The sequence below is a fragment of the Cellulomonas sp. EB106-03-03-XG116 genome (assembly GCF_058792015.1).
The window spans coordinates 23,127-41,833 of the sequence record NZ_JBYTEP010000038.1 but is presented as its reverse complement, the minus strand read 5'-3'; the positions used below and the strand labels follow the sequence as shown (position 1 = coordinate 41,833).

At 75.4% G+C, this 18,707-nt stretch carries 18 protein-coding genes; 7 read left to right on the top strand and 11 right to left on the bottom strand.

Annotated features, from left to right (window positions below; all coding sequences use genetic code 11):
• A partial coding sequence (locus tag AC3WUG_RS13950) for a serine/threonine-protein kinase (protein WP_492328220.1) occupies positions 1–964 on the bottom strand: 964 nt, incomplete at its 3' end.
• A 165-nt stretch (positions 965–1,129) separates the two neighbouring features.
• Here AC3WUG_RS13950 and AC3WUG_RS13945 point away from each other — a divergent pair.
• The 5 genes from AC3WUG_RS13945 (at position 1,130) to AC3WUG_RS13925 (ending at position 7,683) form a co-directional block, all read left to right on the top strand.
• Entirely contained in the window at positions 1,130–2,563 is a 1,434-nt protein-coding gene (locus AC3WUG_RS13945) for an alpha,alpha-trehalose-phosphate synthase (UDP-forming) (RefSeq protein WP_431837529.1), read from the top strand.
• A gap of 11 nt (positions 2,564–2,574) precedes the next feature.
• Positions 2,575–3,447 carry a trehalose-phosphatase gene (gene otsB, locus AC3WUG_RS13940; RefSeq protein ID WP_492328219.1) on the top strand — a complete coding sequence of 291 codons (873 nt, stop codon included), beginning with the start codon at positions 2,575–2,577 and terminating at the stop codon, positions 3,445–3,447.
• Between the two features lie 9 nt (positions 3,448–3,456).
• On the top strand, positions 3,457–5,046 hold the full coding sequence (locus AC3WUG_RS13935; RefSeq protein WP_492328218.1) for an outer membrane protein assembly factor BamB family protein: 1,590 nt from the start codon (positions 3,457–3,459) through the stop codon (positions 5,044–5,046).
• Between the two features lie 159 nt (positions 5,047–5,205).
• Positions 5,206–6,330 carry an ABC transporter ATP-binding protein gene (locus AC3WUG_RS13930; protein WP_492328217.1) on the top strand — a complete coding sequence of 375 codons (1,125 nt, stop codon included), beginning with the start codon at positions 5,206–5,208 and terminating at the stop codon, positions 6,328–6,330.
• Between the two features lie 81 nt (positions 6,331–6,411).
• On the top strand, positions 6,412–7,683 hold the full coding sequence (locus tag AC3WUG_RS13925) for a DUF4032 domain-containing protein (RefSeq protein WP_492328216.1): 1,272 nt from the start codon (positions 6,412–6,414) through the stop codon (positions 7,681–7,683).
• Here the strand turns inward: AC3WUG_RS13925 and AC3WUG_RS13920 are convergent, their stop codons facing one another.
• From AC3WUG_RS13920 to AC3WUG_RS13905, 4 genes are read right to left on the bottom strand one after another with little or no spacing between them, the layout of a single operon-like run.
• Positions 7,684–8,169 carry a pyridoxamine 5'-phosphate oxidase family protein gene (locus tag AC3WUG_RS13920; RefSeq protein WP_147795479.1) on the bottom strand — a complete coding sequence of 162 codons (486 nt, stop codon included), beginning with the start codon at positions 8,167–8,169 and terminating at the stop codon, positions 7,684–7,686.
• A 55-nt stretch (positions 8,170–8,224) separates the two neighbouring features.
• Entirely contained in the window at positions 8,225–9,220 is a 996-nt protein-coding gene (gene rlmB, locus AC3WUG_RS13915) for a 23S rRNA (guanosine(2251)-2'-O)-methyltransferase RlmB (protein ID WP_492328215.1), read from the bottom strand.
• Entirely contained in the window at positions 9,220–10,659 is a 1,440-nt protein-coding gene (cysS, locus tag AC3WUG_RS13910; protein ID WP_492328214.1) for a cysteine--tRNA ligase, read from the bottom strand. The genes rlmB and cysS overlap by 1 nt, the downstream gene beginning before the upstream one ends.
• An 11-nt stretch (positions 10,660–10,670) precedes the next feature.
• Positions 10,671–11,627: a LysR family transcriptional regulator gene (locus AC3WUG_RS13905; RefSeq protein ID WP_492328213.1), complete on the bottom strand. Its 957-nt coding sequence runs from the start codon at positions 11,625–11,627 to the stop codon at positions 10,671–10,673.
• Between the two features lie 72 nt (positions 11,628–11,699).
• Between AC3WUG_RS13905 and AC3WUG_RS13900 the strand changes: the two genes are divergently transcribed.
• Positions 11,700–12,674, top strand: coding sequence for an EamA family transporter (locus tag AC3WUG_RS13900; RefSeq protein ID WP_492328212.1), 975 nt, complete (start codon positions 11,700–11,702; stop codon positions 12,672–12,674).
• A 177-nt stretch (positions 12,675–12,851) separates the two neighbouring features.
• Here the strand turns inward: AC3WUG_RS13900 and ispF are convergent, their stop codons facing one another.
• The 3 genes from ispF to AC3WUG_RS13885 all read right to left on the bottom strand — a co-directional run bounded on the left by ispF (position 12,852) and on the right by AC3WUG_RS13885 (position 14,674).
• Positions 12,852–13,343 carry a 2-C-methyl-D-erythritol 2,4-cyclodiphosphate synthase gene (ispF, locus tag AC3WUG_RS13895; RefSeq protein ID WP_492328224.1) on the bottom strand — a complete coding sequence of 164 codons (492 nt, stop codon included), beginning with the start codon at positions 13,341–13,343 and terminating at the stop codon, positions 12,852–12,854.
• Between the two features lie 65 nt (positions 13,344–13,408).
• Positions 13,409–14,152 (bottom strand): 2-C-methyl-D-erythritol 4-phosphate cytidylyltransferase, encoded by a 744-nt coding sequence (gene ispD, locus AC3WUG_RS13890; RefSeq protein ID WP_492328211.1) that lies wholly within the window; start codon positions 14,150–14,152, stop codon positions 13,409–13,411.
• 39 nt (positions 14,153–14,191) lie between these two features.
• Positions 14,192–14,674: a CarD family transcriptional regulator gene (locus AC3WUG_RS13885; RefSeq protein WP_492328210.1), complete on the bottom strand. Its 483-nt coding sequence runs from the start codon at positions 14,672–14,674 to the stop codon at positions 14,192–14,194.
• Positions 14,675–15,042: 368 nt separating this feature from the next.
• Here AC3WUG_RS13885 and AC3WUG_RS13880 point away from each other — a divergent pair, with 368 nt between their 5' ends.
• Positions 15,043–15,660, top strand: coding sequence for a hypothetical protein (locus tag AC3WUG_RS13880; RefSeq protein ID WP_492328209.1), 618 nt, complete (start codon positions 15,043–15,045; stop codon positions 15,658–15,660).
• Between the two features lie 144 nt (positions 15,661–15,804).
• Here the strand turns inward: AC3WUG_RS13880 and pstB are convergent, their stop codons facing one another.
• Genes pstB through pstC form a run of 3 tightly spaced genes read right to left on the bottom strand, consistent with a single transcriptional unit; the run spans position 15,805 to position 18,599 of the window.
• Positions 15,805–16,584, bottom strand: coding sequence for a phosphate ABC transporter ATP-binding protein PstB (gene pstB, locus AC3WUG_RS13875; RefSeq protein WP_158375122.1), 780 nt, complete (start codon positions 16,582–16,584; stop codon positions 15,805–15,807).
• A 46-nt stretch (positions 16,585–16,630) separates the two neighbouring features.
• Positions 16,631–17,587, bottom strand: a complete 957-nt coding sequence (gene pstA / locus AC3WUG_RS13870) for a phosphate ABC transporter permease PstA (RefSeq protein ID WP_492328208.1) — start codon at positions 17,585–17,587, stop codon at positions 16,631–16,633.
• A gap of 1 nt (position 17,588) precedes the next feature.
• Positions 17,589–18,599 carry a phosphate ABC transporter permease subunit PstC gene (gene pstC / locus AC3WUG_RS13865; protein ID WP_492328207.1) on the bottom strand — a complete coding sequence of 337 codons (1,011 nt, stop codon included), beginning with the start codon at positions 18,597–18,599 and terminating at the stop codon, positions 17,589–17,591.
• Positions 18,600–18,707 lie beyond the last annotated feature (108 nt).

The following is an 18,707-nucleotide window of genomic DNA, read 5'->3' as shown; positions in this document are numbered from 1 at the left end:
CCGCGGCCGTGCCGTCCGCGGCGCCGAGCGCCACCGTCGCCGCGGTCACGGCACCGAGCGCCACCGTCCCGCCGGCGGCCGTGCCGCCGCGCAGCGCCCCGCCGCCCGGGCCGGCCGCGAGCGCCGCGGCGGCCGCCGCGTCGTCGTACTCCTCGCCCCGGCGCTCCGCCTCCGCCAGCGCCGCCACCACCTCGTCGGGCTGCGCGCGCTCCTCGGGGTCGGCCGCGAGGGCGTCCCAGAGCGCGCCCGCGGTCACCGGCCCGAGCCCGGCCAGGTCGGCGTCGCCGCTGCGGGTCCGGACCAGCACCGCCTCCAGCGGCCGGGTGCCGAACGGCGCGCGGCCGGTCGCGGCGTAGGCCAGCAGCGCCGCCCACCCCCACCAGTCGGTGGCCGGCGTCGGCTCGGCCCCGTCCACGAGCTCGGGCGCGAGGTAGCCGGGGGTGCCGACCACGAAGCCGGTCGAGGTCACCCGGGTCTCGTCGACGGACTGCGCGATGCCGAAGTCGATGAGCACCGGCCCGTCGGCGGTGACGAGCACGTTGCTGGGCTTGAGGTCGCGGTGCACCACACCGGCGGCGTGCACGGCGCCGAGCGCGTCCCGCAGCCCGTCGGCGAGCCGGTGCAGGGCGGCGGCGTCCAGCGGGCCGCGCTGCCGGACGTGCTCCGCGAGGTCGGCGCCGGGGACCAGCTCGGTGACGAGGAACGCCTCGGTCGAGTCGGCCTCCGCGTCCAGGACGGCCGCGACGCCCGGGTGCCGGAGCCGCTGGAGCGCGAGCACCTCGCGGCGCAGCCGCTCGCGCGAGGACGGGTCGGCGCCGATGTGCGGGTGCAGCAGCTTGAGCGCGACCGGCGTGCCGCCGCCGTCGACCGCCCGGTACACCGTGCCCATGCCGCCGGAGCCGAGCGGCGCGAGGATGGTGTACCCGCCGATCTCGGCGCCCGGCGACAGCCCGATGCGCTCCATGCGGGCACCGTAGCCGCCGCCCGGGCAGGGGTCGTGGTGCCGCGCGGCGGGTCCCGTGAAGGCACCCGGACGCCCGGTCGGGACGACGGCCGGACCTCCCGCGTCCCCGGGCGGTCGGTGCTCGGTCACGTTAAGGTCGAGCCGACACCAAGGAGATGGACTTCAGTGGATTCTGCTGGTTATGACCTGGTCGTCGTCGCGAACCGCCTCCCGGTCGACGTGACCGTGGGCGAGGACGGCGCGCCGAGCTGGACCCGCTCCCCCGGCGGTCTCGTGACCGCCCTCGAGCCCGTCGTGCAGCAGTCCGACGGCGCCTGGGTGGGCTGGGGCGGCTCCGCCGACCTCGAGCTCGAGCCGTTCGACGCCGACGACATGCGGCTCGTCCCGGTGAAGCTGACGGAGGACGACCTCCGCTTCTACTACGAGGGCTTCTCCAACGACACGCTGTGGCCGCTGTACCACGACGTGATCCAGCCCCCGACGTTCCACCGGCAGTGGTGGGACGCCTACCAGCGGGTCAACCGCCGGTTCGCGGACGCGGCGGCGGCGCAGGCCGCGCCCGGCGCGACGGTGTGGGTGCACGACTACCAGCTGCAGCTGGTCCCGAAGTTCCTGCGCGAGCTGCGCCCGGACGTGCGGATCGGCTACTTCCACCACATCCCGTTCCCCCCGCTGGAGATCTTCGCCCAGCTGCCGTGGCGGCTCCAGGTCGTCGAGGGCCTGCTCGGCGCGGACCTCATCGGGTTCCAGCGCGGCGGCGACGCGGCCAACTTCGTCCGGGTGGTCCGCCGGCTCACCGACCGCACCACGCGCGGGCAGATGATCACGCTGACCGACGCCGACGGCCGGGTCGAGCGGCACGTGCGCGCCGCGGCGTTCCCCATCTCCATCGACTCCAAGGCGTTCGACCGGCTCGCACGCACCCCCGAGGTGCAGCAGCGCGCCAAGGAGATCCGCGCCGAGCTCGGCGACCCGGAGGTGCTGCTGCTCGGCGTCGACCGGCTCGACTACACCAAGGGCATCCGGCACCGGATCAAGGCGTTCGAGGAGCTCCTCGAGGACGGCCGGATGACCGTGCCGGAGTCGACCCTCGTCCAGGTCGCCTCGCCCAGCCGGGAGAACGTCGGCGCCTACCAGCAGCTCCGCGAGGAGGTGGAGGCGCAGGTCGGCCGGATCAACGGCGAGCACGGCGAGCTGGGCCACGCGGCCGTGCACTACATGCACCACTCCTACCCGATGGAGGAGATGGCGGCCCTGTACCTCGCGGCCGACGTCATGCTCGTGACCGCGCTGCGCGACGGCATGAACCTGGTCGCCAAGGAGTACATCGCCGCGCGGTCCGACGACCGGGGCGCCCTGGTGCTCAGCGAGTTCACCGGCGCGGCCGACGAGCTCGGCGGCGCGGCCATCCTGGTCAACCCGCACGACATCGCCGGCCTGAAGAACGCGATCCAGCACGCCGCGAACATCGACCCGCGGGAGGCCCGCAAGCGGATGCGCCGCCTGCGCCGCCGGGTGCTGGAGAACGACGTCGCGCACTGGTCGGAGTCGTTCCTGTCGGTGCTGACCGCCGTCCCGGTGCGCGAGCGCCACGTCTGAGGAGCCCCGCCGTGCCCGCAGCACCCACCCCGCCCGGCGGACCCGCCGGCACCGACGACCTCCGCGCCGCGCTGCGCGCGCTGGTGGCCGACCCGGCCCGCCGGCCGCTGCTGGTCGCGCTCGACTTCGACGGCACCCTCGCCCCGCTGCAGGACGACCCCGAGGCGTCGCGGCTGCTGCCGGAAGCCGTGACCGCGCTGCGCGGGCTCGCGGGGCACCCGGACGCGGTGCGCCTCGCGCTCGTGTCCGGCCGGCCCGCCGCCGACCTGCACCGGCTGGCCCAGGTCCCGGCCGGCACCGTGCTGATCGGCAGCCACGGCGCCGAGCGCGCCCGGGTCGGCGAGCACGGCCTGGAGCGCGACGTCCTGACGCTGACGGACGACCAGGCCGACCGGCTGACCCGGCTCGGCGGCGAGCTGCAGGCGGTCGCGCGCGGCCGCGACGGCGTCTGGGTCGAGACGAAGCCCGCCGCGGTCGTGGTGCACACCCGCATGGCCGACCCGGCGACCGGCGACGCCGCGGAGCGGGAGGCGCTCGGCGTCGGCCAGCGCCTCGGGTCCGTGACGCTGCACGGCAAGAAGGTCGTCGAGGTGTCCGTGCTGGACGCGGACAAGGGGGCTGCCCTGGTCGCGCTCCGGGACGAGCTCCGGGCCGGGTCGGTGCTGTCCGCCGGGGACGACGTCACCGACGAGCACGCCTTCGAGGCGCTCGGACCCGGCGACCTCACCGTGAAGGTCGGCGACGGCCCCACCGCCGCCCGGTACCGGGTCCCCGACCCCGAGGCGCTGTCCGCGCTGCTGACCGGCCTGGCGGCCGACCTCGCGACCGGGTCCGCCGGATCCGGGGAAGCCGATCCCGCGCGCGGGGCGACCCCCGGGGCGTAGGTTCCGGTCGTGGGGCGACGACGGGAGCCGATGCAGGACGTCGAGCTGGTCGACGTCGGCACCGACCTGCCGCTCGCCCCCGAGGCGGAGGACCCCGAGGCCGAGGCCGCGCTCGCCCGCCGGGTCGCCCGGCGCCGGCGCGCGGTGCGCCGCTGGTGGCCGGTCCCGGTCGTCGCCGCGCTGGCGGTGGTCGGCACGCAGGCCCTGCTCGACGCGCGCGAGGACGGCCGGGTCGCCGCCCGGCAGGAGGTCGCCGGGGTGCTGCGCAGCGTCGCGCCCGGCCTGCCCGCCGCCCACCGGTACAGCCAGGAGACGGCGGCGGTCGTGCTCTCCGGCATCCCCGTCGACGACCTCCGGGTGGGGGTCGCGTCGCCGCCGTGGGACGCCGCCCGCGAGCTCGTCGCCCTCGACCGCGACGGGACCCAGGTCTGGTCGACGTCGCTGGAGGACGGCGGCCGCACGGAGCCGGACGTCGGCATGGAGTACCCGACGTGCGTGCCCGACGCCGAGCCGGTCAGCACCGTCCGCTGCCTGGTCCTCGACCGCGGCGCGGCCGACGCCGCCGACGACTCCGGGACCTGGGCGCCGGCCGCGCCGAGCGCCGCCCGGCTCGTGGCGCTCGACGCGGCGACGGGCGCGCTGCTCGCCACCCGCCAGGTCGCGCCGATGTCCGGCTGGGGCGGCGCCGACGGCCTCCAGGTGCTCGCGTCGATCGCCGACGGCACCCTGCGGGTCTCCGCGTGGGACACCGCGGCCGACCGGGGCGCGCCCGACGACGGGTCCGCCGCGCCGCTGTGGCGCACCGACGTCCCGCTCGCCGACCCCGAGGCGGCCGCGCGGCTGTTCTACCCGCCCGGCGTGTCCGTCGTGCCGGGGCGGGTGCTGGTGCAGGGCGAGCTCGGCTCCTGGGCCCTGGACGCCGACGACGGGCGGCTGCAGGCCTCGGGCACCGACTACCTCTCGGTCTCCCGCACGGGGCGCCTGCTGGCGAGCGGCGGGGCCGGCGCGCGGCTGCTCGACGACGACGGCGAGCCCCTGACCGACCTGCCCGGGCAGCCGCTGTGGCTGTCCGTGGACGACGGCTCGGTGCCCGGGGTGGAGCTCGTCGCCTCGTCGACCTCGGAGGGCCGGGTCCTGCTGGGGGTCGACGCGGAGTCGGGCGCCGAGCTGTGGTCGTCGCCGCACCCCCGCTGGTCGGACCCGGCCGCGGTGCTGCTGGAGGGCACGCTGTACGGCGCGGACACGGACGGCCTGTGGGCGCTCGACGTCGCCACCGGCCGGGAGCTCTGGCGCACGGTCGTCGAGGTGTCCGGCGACGGCGCCTCGGTGATGACCGACGGCCGGTACGTCCTGGTGCTCGCCCGGCCGGACGCGCTGGAGGGGCTGGGGGTCGCGGTCGGGGACGCGCCGACGGCGTCCGGGCGGGCGGACGAGGGGGCCGCCCCCGGGCCCGACTCCGCGCGCGCCCTCGCGGCGTTCGCGCTGTCCTCCGGCGCGCCCGCGTGGGCGACGCGGCTGCCCGCCGACGTGCAGGGCGTCTGGCCGTACGGGGGCGACCTGCTCGGCTACGGCGCCTCCGACGTCGTCGTCCTGAACTGACGACCGCGAGGTCACCCGCGGGTCAGCGTGGTGTGGTTGGATGTCGGTGGACCGAGGGGGGTCACCCGACCTCCCTCGACCCGTGTCAGCGAAGACACTCTGACACTCTTCACGACGGATCGTCCGGCACGTACCTGCCGGTGAAGGGATCGATGAACCATGGCTACGGTCACGTTCGACAAGGCCACCCGGGTGTACCCGGGCACGGAGCGTCCCGCGGTGGACGCCCTCGACCTGCACATCGAGGACGGCGAGTTCCTCGTCCTCGTCGGCCCCTCGGGCTGCGGCAAGTCGACCTCCCTCCGCATGCTCGCGGGCCTGGAGGACGTCAACGCGGGTCGCATCCTCATCGGCGACCGCGACGTCACCGACGTCCAGCCGAAGGACCGGGACATCGCGATGGTGTTCCAGAACTACGCGCTGTACCCGCACATGACGGTCGCCGACAACATGGGCTTCGCGCTCAAGATCGCCGGCACCCCGAAGGCGGAGATCCGCACCCGCGTCGAGGAGGCCGCCAAGATCCTCGACCTGACCCAGTACCTCGACCGCAAGCCGAAGGCCCTCTCGGGTGGCCAGCGGCAGCGCGTCGCGATGGGTCGCGCCATCGTCCGCCAGCCGCGCGTCTTCCTCATGGACGAGCCGCTGTCGAACCTGGACGCCAAGCTCCGCGTGCAGACCCGCACCCAGATCGCGTCGCTGCAGCGCCGCCTGGGCGTCACCACGGTCTACGTCACGCACGACCAGACCGAGGCGCTCACCATGGGCGACCGCATCGCGGTCCTCAAGGACGGCCTGCTCCAGCAGGTCGGCACCCCGCGCGACATGTACGACACCCCGGCCAACGTGTTCGTCGCCGGCTTCATCGGCTCCCCGGCCATGAACATCGGCACGTTCCCGCTCACCGACGGCGTGGCCAAGGTCGGCACCGCCGGCATCCAGGTCCCGCGCGACGCGATCAGCAAGCTCGCGGCCGACGACAACAACACCATCGTCATCGGGTTCCGCCCCGAGGCGCTGGACGTCGTCCCGCAGGGCACCCCGGACTCGATCCCGGTGGCGGTGAACATCGTCGAGGAGCTCGGCTCCGACGCGTTCGTGTACGGCTCGCTCGTCGGCGAGGCCGGCGCGGCCGAGGTCCACTCCGGGGCTGGCGACTCGCAGGTCATCGTGCGCGTCGACCCGCGGCAGGTCCCGGCCAAGGGCGAGACGATCAGCGTCCGCATCCGCACCGGCGAGCAGCACCTGTTCCACGCCGGCTCGGGCGAGCGCATCGCGCTCTGACGCACACATCTCCACGCCGAAGGGGCGGGGCCGGCACGCACCGGTCCCGCCCCTTCGTCGTCCGGATGGGAGAATCGACCCATGACCCCTCGCACGCGCCTGCAGATCACCGCGGCCGCGCCGGACCCCGCCCTGCTCGACCTGCCCTGGGACGTGCCGCTCGCGGACTGGCCCGCGGAGCGCCTCGCCGCCCTCCCCCGCGGCATCTCCCGGCACACCGTGCGGTTCGCGCGGCTGTCCGGCCGGGTCGTCGCGATCAAGGAGATCGGCGAGACGGTCGCGTACCGCGAGTACGAGCTGCTCCGCCAGCTCGGCCGCCTGGACGTGCCGAGCGTCGAGCCGGTCGGCGTCATCACCGGCCGCACCGCGCCCGACGGCGAGCCGCTCGAGGCCGTGCTCATCACGCAGCACCTGCGGTTCTCGCTGCCGTACCGCGCGCTGTTCAGCCAGGCGCTGCGCCCCGACACCGCCACCCGGCTCATCGACGCGCTCGCGGTGCTCCTGGTCCGCCTGCACCTCGTCGGCTTCTACTGGGGCGACGTGTCGCTGTCGAACACGCTGTTCCGCCGGGACGCGGAGACGTTCGCCGCCTACCTCGTCGACGCCGAGACCGGCGACCTGCACGACGAGCTCACCCCCGGGCAGCGGGCGTACGACCTGGAGGTCGCGCGGGTCAACATCATCGGCGAGCTCATGGACCTGCAGGCCGGCGAGTTCCTGGACGAGGACGTCGACGCCGTCGCGATCGGCGACGCGCTGGCCGAGCGGTACGAGGAGCTGTGGTCGGCGCTGACCAGCTCCGAGTCCTTCGGGCTCAACGAGCGGTGGCGGGTGCAGGCCCGGATCGAGCGGCTCAACGACCTGGGCTTCGACGTCGGCGAGCTCGACATCACCACCGACGTCGACGGCACCACGGTCCGCATCCAGCCGAAGGTCGTCGACGCCGGCCACCACTCGCGCCGGCTCATGCGGCTCACCGGCCTGGACGTGCAGGAGAACCAGGCGCGCCGGCTGCTCAACGACCTCGACCAGTACGTGGCCGCGATGGACCGGCAGAACGACGACGAGACGTTCGTCGCGCACGACTGGCTGACCGAGGTGTTCGAGCCCGCCGTCCGCGCCGTGCCCCGCGACCTGCGGCCCAAGCTCGAGCCCGCGCAGCTCTACCACGAGCTGCTGGACCACCGGTGGTTCCTGTCCGAGGCGCAGAAGCGCGACGTCCCGATGCGCGAGGCCGTGCGGTCCTACACGCAGGACATCCTGCCGAACCGCCCGGACGAGGAGTCGATCCTCGGCGTCTCCGCCGCGGACCTGCGCGAGGACCCGGACGTCCTCCCCGTCCCCCGGGAGTGACTAGAGCTCGACGCGCTCGTTCTCACCCTCCAGGCGCTCGCCCTTCGCCTTCGCCTTCACGAAGCTGAGCAGCGTCGCGACCCGGCCGCCCGGGGCGTCCCAGTACTCGGCGGACTCGGCGCGCACGCGCAGCAGCACGGCCTGCGGGGAGTCGGGCCCGTCGGGCAGCCACGCCTCGACCCCGGCGCTCCACAGCTCGCGCTTCTTGGCGACGTCCTCGACCGGCTCGGCGACGCCCGCCACCGACACCCAGGTCGCGCCCGACCCGACGGTGACGTTGACCCGCGGGTCGGCGGCGACGTGCGCGAGCTTGCGGGAGCCGCGCTCGGCGAAGAACCACAGGTCCCCGTCGAACTCGACCTCCTGGAGCGCCATCGGGCGCGCGATCAGGGTGCCGTCGGGGGCGACGGTGGTGAGCACGCCGAGGCGCTCGTCCTTCAGCATCCCGGCGACGGTGCGGACGGGATCGGTGGTGTCGTGGCTCATGCGACCACTGTCCGCCCGCCCCGGGGTGACCGCACCCCGGGGACGGCCGGGCGGGTCAGGAGGCGCGGGTGCGGGCGACCTCGTACAGGGCGATGCCCGCCGCGACGCCGGCGTTGAGGCTCTCGACCTCGCTGGCGATCGGGATGGACGCGATCGCGTCGCAGTGCTCCCGCACCAGGCGGGACAGGCCCTTGCCCTCCGAGCCGACGACCAGCACCAGCGGGTCGGCCGAGTACGGCAGGTCCGCGACCGCGACGTCGCCGCCGCCGTCCAGGCCCACGATGAAGCAGCCGGCCTCGTGCAGCCGCTCCAGCGCCCGCACCAGGTTCGTGGCCCGGGCGACCGGCACGCGGGCGGCGGCGCCCGCGGACACCTTCCAGGCCGACGCGGTCACCCCGGCGGACCGGCGCTCGGGCACCAGCACGCCGTGCGCGCCGAACGCCCCGGCGGACCGGAGCACGGCGCCGAGATTGCGCGGGTCGGTCACGCCGTCGAGCGCGACGATCAGCGGCGCGCGGTCGCTCGCGGCCGCGATGTCCAGCAGGTCCTCGACGTCCCCGTAGTCGTACGGCGGCACCTGGATCGCGACGCCCTGGTGCACGGAGCCGTCGGTGAGCCGGTCGAGCTCGGGCTTGGTGACCTCGAGCAGCGGGTAGCCGGCCTCGGTCGCGGTGCGGAGGATCTCGCGGGTGCGGTCGTCGGCCTCGAGCCGGGTCGCGATGTACACCGCGGAGACCGGGATGCCGGCGCGCAGCGCCTCGACCACGGAGTTCCGCCCGGCGACGACCTCGGTCGCGCCCGCGCCCCGCGCCTTGCCCGCGGCATTCGCCCGGCCGGCCGGGCGGCTGCCCGAGCCGCGGGTGCCCGCGACGGCGCGGCGCTCGGCCGCGGCCTTCTTCTTCGCGGCGGGGTGGTAGGACCGCTCCTCCGCCTTCGGGGTGGGGCCCTTGCCCTCGAGCCCGCGGCGGCGCTGGCCGCCCGAGCCGACGGAGGCGCCCTTCTTGGAGCCCGGCTTGCGTGTGGCGCCGCGGCGCTGGGAGTTCCCGGCCATCAGTCCTCGTCCTCGGTGGTCTGGCGCGCGGCGAGTGACCAGCGCGCGCCGGTGGCGTTGTCCTCGACGGCCACGCCCGCGGCCGTCAGGCGGTCGCGGATCGCGTCCGCGGTGGCCCAGTCGCGGGCCGCACGGGCCGCGGCGCGGGCGTCGAGCTCGGCGCGCACCAGGGCGTCGAGCGCCTCGGCGTGCCGGTCGTCGGCCGCGGCCGTGCCCCACTGCTCGCCGGCCGGGTCCAGGCCCAGCACGTCGAGCATGGCGCGCACGGCCACGAGGCCCGCGCGCACGGCGGCGTCGTCCCCGGAGGCCAGGGCGGTGTTGCCCGCGCGCAGGTGCTCGTGCACGACGGCGAGCGCCGCCGGCACGTTCAGGTCGTCGTCGAGCGCGGCGCCGAAGCCGTCGGGCAGCTCCGCGGTCGCCAGCTCGGCGGCGCCGACCGCGCCGACCCGCTCGGTGGCGCGCTGCACGAAGCCGGCCAGCCGGTCCCAGGTCGCCTCGGACTCGGCCAGCGTGTCCGGGGTCCACTCGAGCATCGACCGGTACTGCACCGCGGTCAGCGCGTACCGGACGACGGCCGGGCGCACGGTCTCCAGCAGCGTGCTGACCAGCAGCCCGTTGCCGAGCGACTTGCTCATCTTCGCGCCGGCCTGGGTGACCCAGCCGTTGTGCAGCCAGTACCGGGCGAACCCGTAGCCCGCGGCGCGCGACTGCGCCTGCTCGTTCTCGTGGTGCGGGAACCGCAGGTCCAGGCCGCCGCCGTGGATGTCGAACGTGTCGCCCAGGTAGCGCTGCGCCATCGCGGAGCACTCCAGGTGCCAGCCCGGGCGGCCGCGACCGAACGGGGTGTCCCAGGAGGCCGTCTCCGGCTCCCCGGGCTTGGCGGCCTTCCAGAGCGCGAAGTCGTGCGGGTCCCGCTTGTCGCCCGCGGAGCCGTCGGGGGCCGGGGCCATGTCGTCGAGCCGCTGGCTGGTGAGCGAGCCGTAGTCGGCGTAGGAGCGCACGTCGAAGTAGACGTCGCCCTCGGCCGCCACGTAGGCGTGCCCGGTGTCGACGAGGCGCTGCATCAGGGACACCATCGCGGGCACGTGGCCGGTGGCGCGGGGCTCGTAGGTGGGCGGCAGCACGCCGAGCGCGTCGTAGGCCGCGGTGAACGCGCGCTCGTTCTGCATCGCCCACGCCCACCACGCGACGCCGGCCTCGGCCGACTTCGCGAGGATCTTGTCGTCGATGTCGGTGACGTTCCGGACCAGCGTGACGTCGTGCCCGGTGCGGCGGAGCCAGCGGACCAGGACGTCGAACGCGACGGCGGACCGGACGTGGCCGACGTGCGGGGGCGCCTGCACGGTCGCGCCGCACAGGTAGATGCCGACCGCGCCCGGGGTGACGGGGACGAAGTCGCGCACCTCGCGGGTGGCGGTGTCGAACAGGCGCAGGCTCACGAGGGTCAAGGCTACCGGTCGGGGCGCTCCGGGCCGGTGGCGACGGCGTCCGGCCCGGTGGCGGCGGCCTCCGGGCCGTCCGCGAACCGGGCGGCCTCCGCGCGCAGGGCGTCCAGCACCCGCCGCACCACCCGGCGCGCGCCGCGGTCGGGCCGCACCAGCGCGTCCACCCGGCGCCCCGCGCGGACCCCCGCGAGCGGCACCAGCACCGCGCCGCGGCGTCCCGCGGTGTGCCGGGGCAGCAGGCTCACGCCGTGCCCCGCGGCGACCAGCGCCTCCACGACGCCGAAGTCGTTGAACCGCTGCACGATCCGCAGCGGCCGCCCCGCCACCGCGCCGACGGCGTCCAGCACGCCGGCCACCGGGAACCCGGCCTCCACCGCGATCCAGGGCTCGTCGGCCAGGTCGGCGGGGGTCACGGTCGCGCGGTCGGCGAGCCGGTGCCCGGGCGGCAGCGCGACGTCGAGCGGCTCGCGGAGCAGCGGCACCACGTCCACGCCCGGCGGCCAGTCGGCACCCGCGTCCGGGCGGTGCGCCACCACCAGGTCGAAGTCGGCGGTCAGCGCGGGGAACTCGTCCTGGGCCACGTCCTCGTCCCCGAGCTCCACCCGCACGCCGTCCATCGCGGCGACCCGGCGGAGCAGGCTCGGCAGCAGCAGCTCCGCGCCGGACTGGAACGCGGCGACCCGCACCAGGCCGTGCGGGGCGGACCGGAACGCGTCGACGGCCGCCTCGGCGCGCTCCAGCGCGACCGCCACGTCCGCGGCGGCGTCCGCGAGCGCGTGCCCGGCGCCGGTCAGCCGCACGCCGCGGCCGGAGCGCTCGACCACCTCGGCCCCGGCGTCCCGGGCGAGCGCGCGCAGCTGCTGCGACACCGCGGACGGCGTCAGGTGCAGGGCGGCGGCGGCCGCGGTGACCCCGCCGCGGTCGCGGACCGCCCGGAGCGTCGCGAGGTGCCGGGTGTCCATGCAGCGACGCTACAGGAACCCTGCGTGATCTTTCGATGGTGCTGCACGGTGCACGCGGGCGAGGATCGGCGCATGCCACCCCGGGACCGCCTGCTCGCCCTCACCGTCGCCGTGCTCTGGGGGCTGAACTTCCCCGCGATCCACCTGTCGCTGGAGCAGTTCCCGCCGTTCTTCCTGGTGGCGCTGCGGTTCGCGCTGCTCGCCGTGCCGACGCTGCTCCTGGTGCCGCGGCCGCGGGTCCCGGTGCGCTGGCTGCTCGGGTACGGCATCGGCTTCGGGGTCCTGCAGTTCGCGTTCCTCTACCTCGCGATGGACAGCGGCATGCCGACCGGGCTGGCGTCCCTGGTGCTGCAGGCCTCGGCCCCGTTCACGGTGCTGCTCGGCGCGGTCTGGCTGCGGGAGCGGATCACCGCGCGGCAGGCGGTCGGGGTCGCGGTCGCGATCTGCGGCCTGGGCGGCATCGCGGCGCTGCGGGCGGGGTCCGGGGCGTCCGCCGGGCTGCTGCCGGTGGTGCTGACGCTGTGCGGCGGGCTGGGCTGGGCGTTCGGCAACGTGTCCAGCCGGCAGGCCCGCCCCGACAGCCCGCTGCGGTTCATGCTGTGGATGTCGGTCGTGCCGCCGCTGCCGATGCTCGCGCTGTCCCTCGCGCTGGAGGGGCCCGCGGCGATCGGCCGCTCGCTGACGACGCTCGGGACCGCGACCGGGGCGTGGGCGCTGGCGGGCCTCGCGTTCACGGTCCTGGTGGCGACCGTCGTCGGCTCGGGGATCTGGACCACCCTGCTGGCGCGGCACCCGTCGGGTGTGGTGGCGCCGTTCTCGATGCTGGTCCCGGTGGTGGGCATCGGCGCGTCCTGGGCGTTCCTGGGCGAGCGCCCGTCCCCGGCGGAGCTGGCCCTGGGCGCCCTGGTCCTGGCGGGCGTCCTCCTCGCGACCCGCCCCCCGCGCCGCCCCGCGCCCCATACCCCCGCCGCGCCACCCGCCCCCGCTGCTGCTGCCCCCGCCACCGCACCTGCCCCCACGCCCACGCCGACGCCCACGTCGAGATGACAACTCTCGGCCGTCCCGCGCCCTCCGCGCACAGCCGAGAGTTGCCATCTCGACGGGGAACGGCCGCCGAGTCTCCACTCCGGGACTGTCGAGCGGTGTGGTCGTAGAGGCGCGAGATGGAGACTCGGCGGGCGCGGGCGCGGGTGCGGACCGGCGCGAGCGAGCGCGCGGGCGGCGTCAGGTGCGCGGGGCGATCAGGGACGTCGCGATCGCGGCGATGCCCTCGCCGCGGCCGGTGAGGCCGAGTCCGTCCGTCGTCGTCGCCGAGACCGAGACCGGCGCCCCGGCCGCGGCCGTCAGCGCGGCCTCCGCCTCGGCGCGGCGCGGGGACAGGCGGGGGCGGTTGCCGATCACCTGGACCGCGACGTTGCCGATCTCGAACCCGGCCTCGCGGACGAGGCGCGCCGCCTCGGCCAGCAGGGTCGTGCCGGCGGCTCCCGCCCACTCGGGGCGGGACGTGCCGAACACCGACCCCAGGTCCCCGATGCCGGCGGCGGACAGCAGCGCGTCGGCGGCGGCGTGCGCGGCGACGTCGGCGTCCGAGTGGCCGGCCAGCGGCGCCTCGCCCGGCCACGCCAGCCCCGCGAGGTGCAGGACGGCCCCGGGCGCGGGCTCGGGGTCGTTCGCGTGCACGTCGACGCCGACGCCGGTGCGCGGCAGGCCCGGCACGCCGGAGCCCGGCCCCGCGCCCGGCTCCCGCGCCGTCCCGCCCGCCGGCCCCGCGCCCGCCGCCGTCACGACCGCACCCCGTCCCGCGCCGCCGCGTCCCGCGCCAGCAGCTCCGCCACCGCCAGGTCCCGCGTCGTCGTGATCTTCATGGCCTGCTCCTCCCCGGGCACGACCCACACCCGCTCCCCCAGCGCCTCGACCAGCGCGGCGTCGTCGGTCGCGGCGGTCGCCTCGCTCGCGGCGCGGTGCGCCCCGGCGGCGTGCGCGGCGTCCAGCAGCGCCCGGTCGAACCCCTGCGGCGTCTGCACGGCGCGCATGGTGGCCCGCGGGACGGTCGCGACCACGGGCGCGGCGCCGTCGACGGGCTCGCCGACCTGCTTGATGGTGTCGGCGACCGGGAGCCCGGGCACGACGGCGCGGTGCCCGGCGCGCACGGCGGCCTCGACGGACCGGATCAGCGCGGGCGACGCCAGGGCGCGCGCGGCGTCGTGCACGAGGACGACGTCGACGTCCTCCCCGAGCGCGGCGAGCCCCGCGGCGACGGACGCCTGCCGCGACCCCGCGCCCTCGACGACGGTCACGGGCAGGCCGATCCCCGGCCGCACGGGGCCGGCGAGCAGCGCCCGGAAGCCCCCGGCGCGGCCGGGCGGCACCGTGACGACCACGGACAGCACGACGCCCGACGCAGCGAGGCGTCGGGCGGCGTGCACGACCAGCGGGACCCCGGCGAGCTCGACGAGCGCCTTCGGTCCCGGCAGGCCGAGCCGCGTGCCGCTGCCGGCGGCGGTCAGGATCGCCGCGGTGGGCATGCGGGCGCGGTCGGCCGGTGTCGGAGGGTCAGCGCGCCGTCAGGACGCGAGCACCTCGTCGAGGATGGCCTCGGCCTTCTCCTCCTCGGTGTGCTCGGCGAGCGCGAGCTCCGAGACGAGGATCTGCCGGGCCTTGGCGAGCATGCGCTTCTCGCCCGCGGACAGGCCGCGGTCGGCTTCCCGGCGGGAGAGGTCGCGGACGACCTCGGCGACCTTGATCACGTCGCCGGAGGCGAGCTTCTCGAGGTTGGCCTTGTAGCGGCGCGACCAGTTGGTCGGCTCCTCGGTGTAGGGGGCGCGCAGCACGTCGAACACGCGCTCCAGGCCCTCCTGCCCGACGACGTCCCGCACACCCACGAGGTCGACGTTCTCCGCCGGCACCTCGATGGTCAGGTCACCCTGGGCGACCTTCAGCTTGAGGTAGATCTTGTCCTCGCCGCGGATGGTCCTGGTCTTGATCTCCTCGATCAGCGCTGCACCGTGGTGCGGGTAGACAACCGTCTCCCCAACAGTGAAAGTCATCTGCAGGTGTCCCCTTTCGCGGAACCCCAGTCTACCACGCGGCAACGGGGGGATTTCGTGGAGATCAGCCGCGTTTGCGCAGGTCAGCGCGTTGCCGGCCACGTCAGAGATTCGACACGCCGCGCGACGTGCCGGCGGGGCGGGCGTCGCTCGCTAGTCTCCGACAAGGGCCCCGTGCAACCCCCTCCCCGGCCGCGCACCCCGCTGACCTGCGACGACGCCGTCCGTGGGACCGAAGGCCCACGCAGCCGCCGAGAGGCCGTGCACGGCACCCCTGCGCCCACGTAGGCTCGGCCTCGCACGCCCGCGCGCGTGCCGCAGCCCCCCGCGCACCGCAGCGCCCGCCCCACCGCACCGAGGAGTCCACCGTGGCCCGCAGCCGCACGTCCGCCCGCCCCGTCGTCGTCGGGGCCGTCCTGGCCCTCGCGGCGGCCCTGTCCGGCTGCTCGGTGACCAACCAGATCACCACCGAGGTCGCGTACTCGGCGTCGGACGGCGTGCGCGCGACCCTCGGCGACCTGACGGCGGAGAACCTGCTGATCGTCGCGGAGGCGGCCGACGCCCCCGGCGCGCTCCAGGGCGCCCTGACCAACCGCGGCGACGACGCCCTGACCGTCGAGCTGTCCCTCGAGGGCTCGTCCGAGCGCGTGCGCGTCGACCCCGGCGCCACCGTGCTGCTGGGCGGCGGCTCCGGCGAGGGCGGCGCGGACGGCGACGAGCGCGAGCGGGTCGTCTTCGACGCCGCGGGCGCCCCGGGGTCGACGGTCGAGCTCACGCTGAGCACGGCCGCGGCCGGCGACCAGACCGTGCCGGTCCCCGTGCTCGACGGCACGCTGCCGGAGTACGCGGACCTGGTCCCGGAGGCCGTCGAGGTCAGCCCCGAGCCGACCGTCACCGAGACCGCGTCCGCCGAGGACACCACGGAGCCGGGCGCGGAGGCGACCACCGCCCCGACCGCCGAGGCGACCACCGGCACCGAGGGCTGACGCCCGCGCGGGCCCGCCCCGCGCCCCCCACGCACGGCACAGGCCCCGTCCGGACTCCCGGACGGGGCCTGCGTCGTGCGGCCCGGGCGGTCGGCGCGCGGTTCCCCTCCCGACCCGCGCGCCGGCCGCCGTGCCCCCCGCGGCTCAGCCGAAGCGGCCGGAGATGTAGTCCTCGGTCGCCTGCTCCTTGGGCGACGAGAACATCGTGGCGGTGTCGTCGATCTCGATGAGCTTGCCGGGCTGGCCGGTGCCGGCGATGTTGAAGAAGGCCGTGCGCTCGGAGACGCGGGCCGCCTGCTGCATGTTGTGCGTGACGATGACGATCGTGTACTCGCTCTTGAGCTCGGCGATCAGGTCCTCGATGGCGAGGGTCGAGATCGGGTCGAGCGCGGAGCACGGCTCGTCCATGAGCAGCACCTGGGGCTTCACCGCGATGGCGCGGGCGATGCACAGGCGCTGCTGCTGGCCGCCGGACAGGCCGGAGCCCGGGCGGTCGAGGCGGTCCTTGACCTCGTTCCACAGGTTGGCGCCGCGCAGCGAGGCCTCGACGAGGTCGTTCGCGTCGCCCTTCGAGATCCGGCGGTTGTTCAGCCGGACGCCGGCGAGCACGTTCTCCGCGATCGACATCGTCGGGAACGGGTTCGGGCGCTGGAACACCATGCCGACCTGGCGGCGCACGGCGACCGGGTCGATCTCGGCGCCGTACAGGTCCACGCCCTCGACCGCGACGGTGCCCTCGACGCGCGCGCCGGGGATGACCTCGTGCATGCGGTTGAGGGTGCGGAGGAACGTCGACTTGCCGCAGCCGGACGGGCCGATGAACGCGGTCACCGAGCGGGGCTCGATGGTCATGTTCACGTCCTCGACGGCCTTGAAGGCGCCGTAGTAGATGTTCAGGTCCTTGACGTCGATGCGCTGAGCCATCTCGGTCGTCTCCTTGTGCTTGGTGAAGGGGAGGTGGGGGCGGCGGTCAGCGGATCTTCGGGGCGAAGAGCCGCGTCACCAGGCGCCCGATCAGGTTCAGCACCATGACGATGAGGAAGAGCGTGAGGGCGGCGGCCCAGGCGCGCTGCAGGTTGATGTCCGGGATGCAGCTCGCGTCGCCGTCCGTGCACGGGACGAGGCCCTGAGCGTACTGCCGGTACACGTAGACGGGCAGCGTCATCATGCGGCCCTCGAACAGGTTGAAGTTGATCGAGTCGACCACCCCGACCGTGAGCAGCAGCGGGGCCGTCTCGCCGATGACCCGGGCGATCGCCAGCATCACGCCGGTGGTCAGGCCGGCGACCGAGGTGCGCAGGACGACCTTGATGATGGTCAGCCAGCGCGGCACGCCGAGCGCGAGCGAGGCCTCGCGCAGCTCGTTCGGGACGAGCCGCAGCATCTCCTCGCTGGACCGGATGACGACCGGGATCATCAGCACCGACAGAGCGACCGAGCCGATGGCGCCGAACTTCGCGCCCGGCCCGAGGAGCAGCGCGAACAGGGCGTAGGCGAACAGGCCGGCGACGATCGACGGGATGCCCGTCATCACGTCGACCAGGAACGTCACCAGCCGCGCGAGCGGCTTGCCGTTGCCGTACTCGACCAGGTAGATCGCGGTCAGCAGGCCGATCGGCACCGAGATGAGCGCGGCGAACAGCGTGATCTCGAGCGTGCCGACGATCGCGTGGTAGATGCCGCCCGCGTCCATGCCGCCGAACACGCCGCGCATGGAGTTGAGCAGGAAGTAGGAGTCCAGCCGGCCGATGCCGCGGGACACGACGGTCCAGGTGAGCGACAGCAGCGGGATCATCGCCAGCACGAACGCCGCGCTGATCAGCACCCGCATCGTGACGTCGGTGCGGCGCCGGCGGCGATCCGTGGCCTGCAGCGCCTCGCGCAGAGACGCGCCCGCCGGGCTGGTGGTGGTCGGGGTGGTCGTCATGTCAGTTCGCCCCCGAGAAGTCCTTGCGCCGCGCGACGATCGCGCGGGCGGCCATGTTCACGGCCAGGGTGATGATGAACAGGGCGAGACCGGTCGCGATCAGCGTCGCGACGCCGGTCTGGTTGGCCTCCGGGAACTGCGCGGCGATGTTCGCGGCGATCGTCTGCTGCTGGCCGGCGGCGAGCAGCTGGAACGAGTAGAGGAACCCGGGCGACAGGATCATCAGGACGGCCATCGTCTCGCCGAGCGCGCGGCCCAGGCCGAGCATGGCGGCCGACACGATGCCGGACCGGGCGAACGGCAGCACGGCCATCCGCACGACCTCCCACTGCGTCGCGCCGAGGGCCAGGGCGGCCTCCTCGTGCAGCCGCGGCGTCTGCAGGAACACCTCGCGGCAGATGGCGGTGATGATCGGCAGGATCATCACCGCGAGCACGACGGCCACGGTCATCATCACGCGGCCGGTCGGCGACACCACGCCGCCGAAGAACGGGATCCAGCCGAGGTACGTCCCGAGGAACTCCCACACCGGCTGCACGACCGGGCTGAGCACCAGGCCGCCCCACAGGCCGTAGACGACCGACGGGATGGCGGCGAGCAGGTCGACCACGTAGCCGAGCGCGCTGGCCAGCCGGCGCGGCGCGTAGTGCGAGGTGAACAGCGCGATGCCGATGGCGACCGGCGTCGCCAGCAGCAGCGACACCGCGGCGGCGAGCAGCGTGCCGAAGATCAGCGGGCCGACGAAGCCCAGCAGGCTGGTGTCCTCGGGGAACCAGCTGACCGCGTCCGACAGCTCGGACGAGTCCGCGGTCAGGGCGGGCCAGGCGCGCTGGATCAGGAACACGGCGACGGCGGCCAGGATCACGAGGATCAGGACGCCGGCCCCGGTCGCGAGCCAGCGGAACGCCAGGCTGCCGCCGCGGTCGCCGTGGCCCGAGCCCAGCCTGCGGGCCGTCGTGCCGGGCTTCACCGGCTCGGTGGGCCCCGCGGTTCGGGGCTGGGTGCTGGTCACTCGGTCTCCAGGGGGAGGGGGAGGAGAGAGGTCGTGTCTCGCGCCGACGGCCGGCCCACCGCGAGGTGGGCCGGCCGGGGTCCGGGCGGGAGAGGCGGCCGACGGGTC

Excerpts from the sequence above, each read along its gene's own strand:
- AC3WUG_RS13930 (WP_492328217.1), top strand. The coding sequence starts at position 5,206 with ATGGCTACGGTCACGTTCGACAAGGCCACCCGGGTGTACCCGGGCACG.
- AC3WUG_RS13925 (WP_492328216.1), top strand. The coding sequence starts at position 6,412 with ATGACCCCTCGCACGCGCCTGCAGATCACCGCGGCCGCGCCGGACCCC.
- AC3WUG_RS13920 (WP_147795479.1), bottom strand. The coding sequence starts at position 8,169 with ATGAGCCACGACACCACCGATCCCGTCCGCACCGTCGCCGGGATGCTG.
- rlmB (WP_492328215.1), bottom strand. The coding sequence starts at position 9,220 with ATGGCCGGGAACTCCCAGCGCCGCGGCGCCACACGCAAGCCGGGCTCC.
- AC3WUG_RS13905 (WP_492328213.1), bottom strand. The coding sequence starts at position 11,627 with ATGGACACCCGGCACCTCGCGACGCTCCGGGCGGTCCGCGACCGCGGC.
- AC3WUG_RS13900 (WP_492328212.1), top strand. The coding sequence starts at position 11,700 with ATGCCACCCCGGGACCGCCTGCTCGCCCTCACCGTCGCCGTGCTCTGG.
- ispD (WP_492328211.1), bottom strand. The coding sequence starts at position 14,152 with ATGCCCACCGCGGCGATCCTGACCGCCGCCGGCAGCGGCACGCGGCTC.
- AC3WUG_RS13885 (WP_492328210.1), bottom strand. The coding sequence starts at position 14,674 with ATGACTTTCACTGTTGGGGAGACGGTTGTCTACCCGCACCACGGTGCA.
- pstB (WP_158375122.1), bottom strand. The coding sequence starts at position 16,584 with ATGGCTCAGCGCATCGACGTCAAGGACCTGAACATCTACTACGGCGCC.
- pstA (WP_492328208.1), bottom strand. The coding sequence starts at position 17,587 with ATGACGACCACCCCGACCACCACCAGCCCGGCGGGCGCGTCTCTGCGC.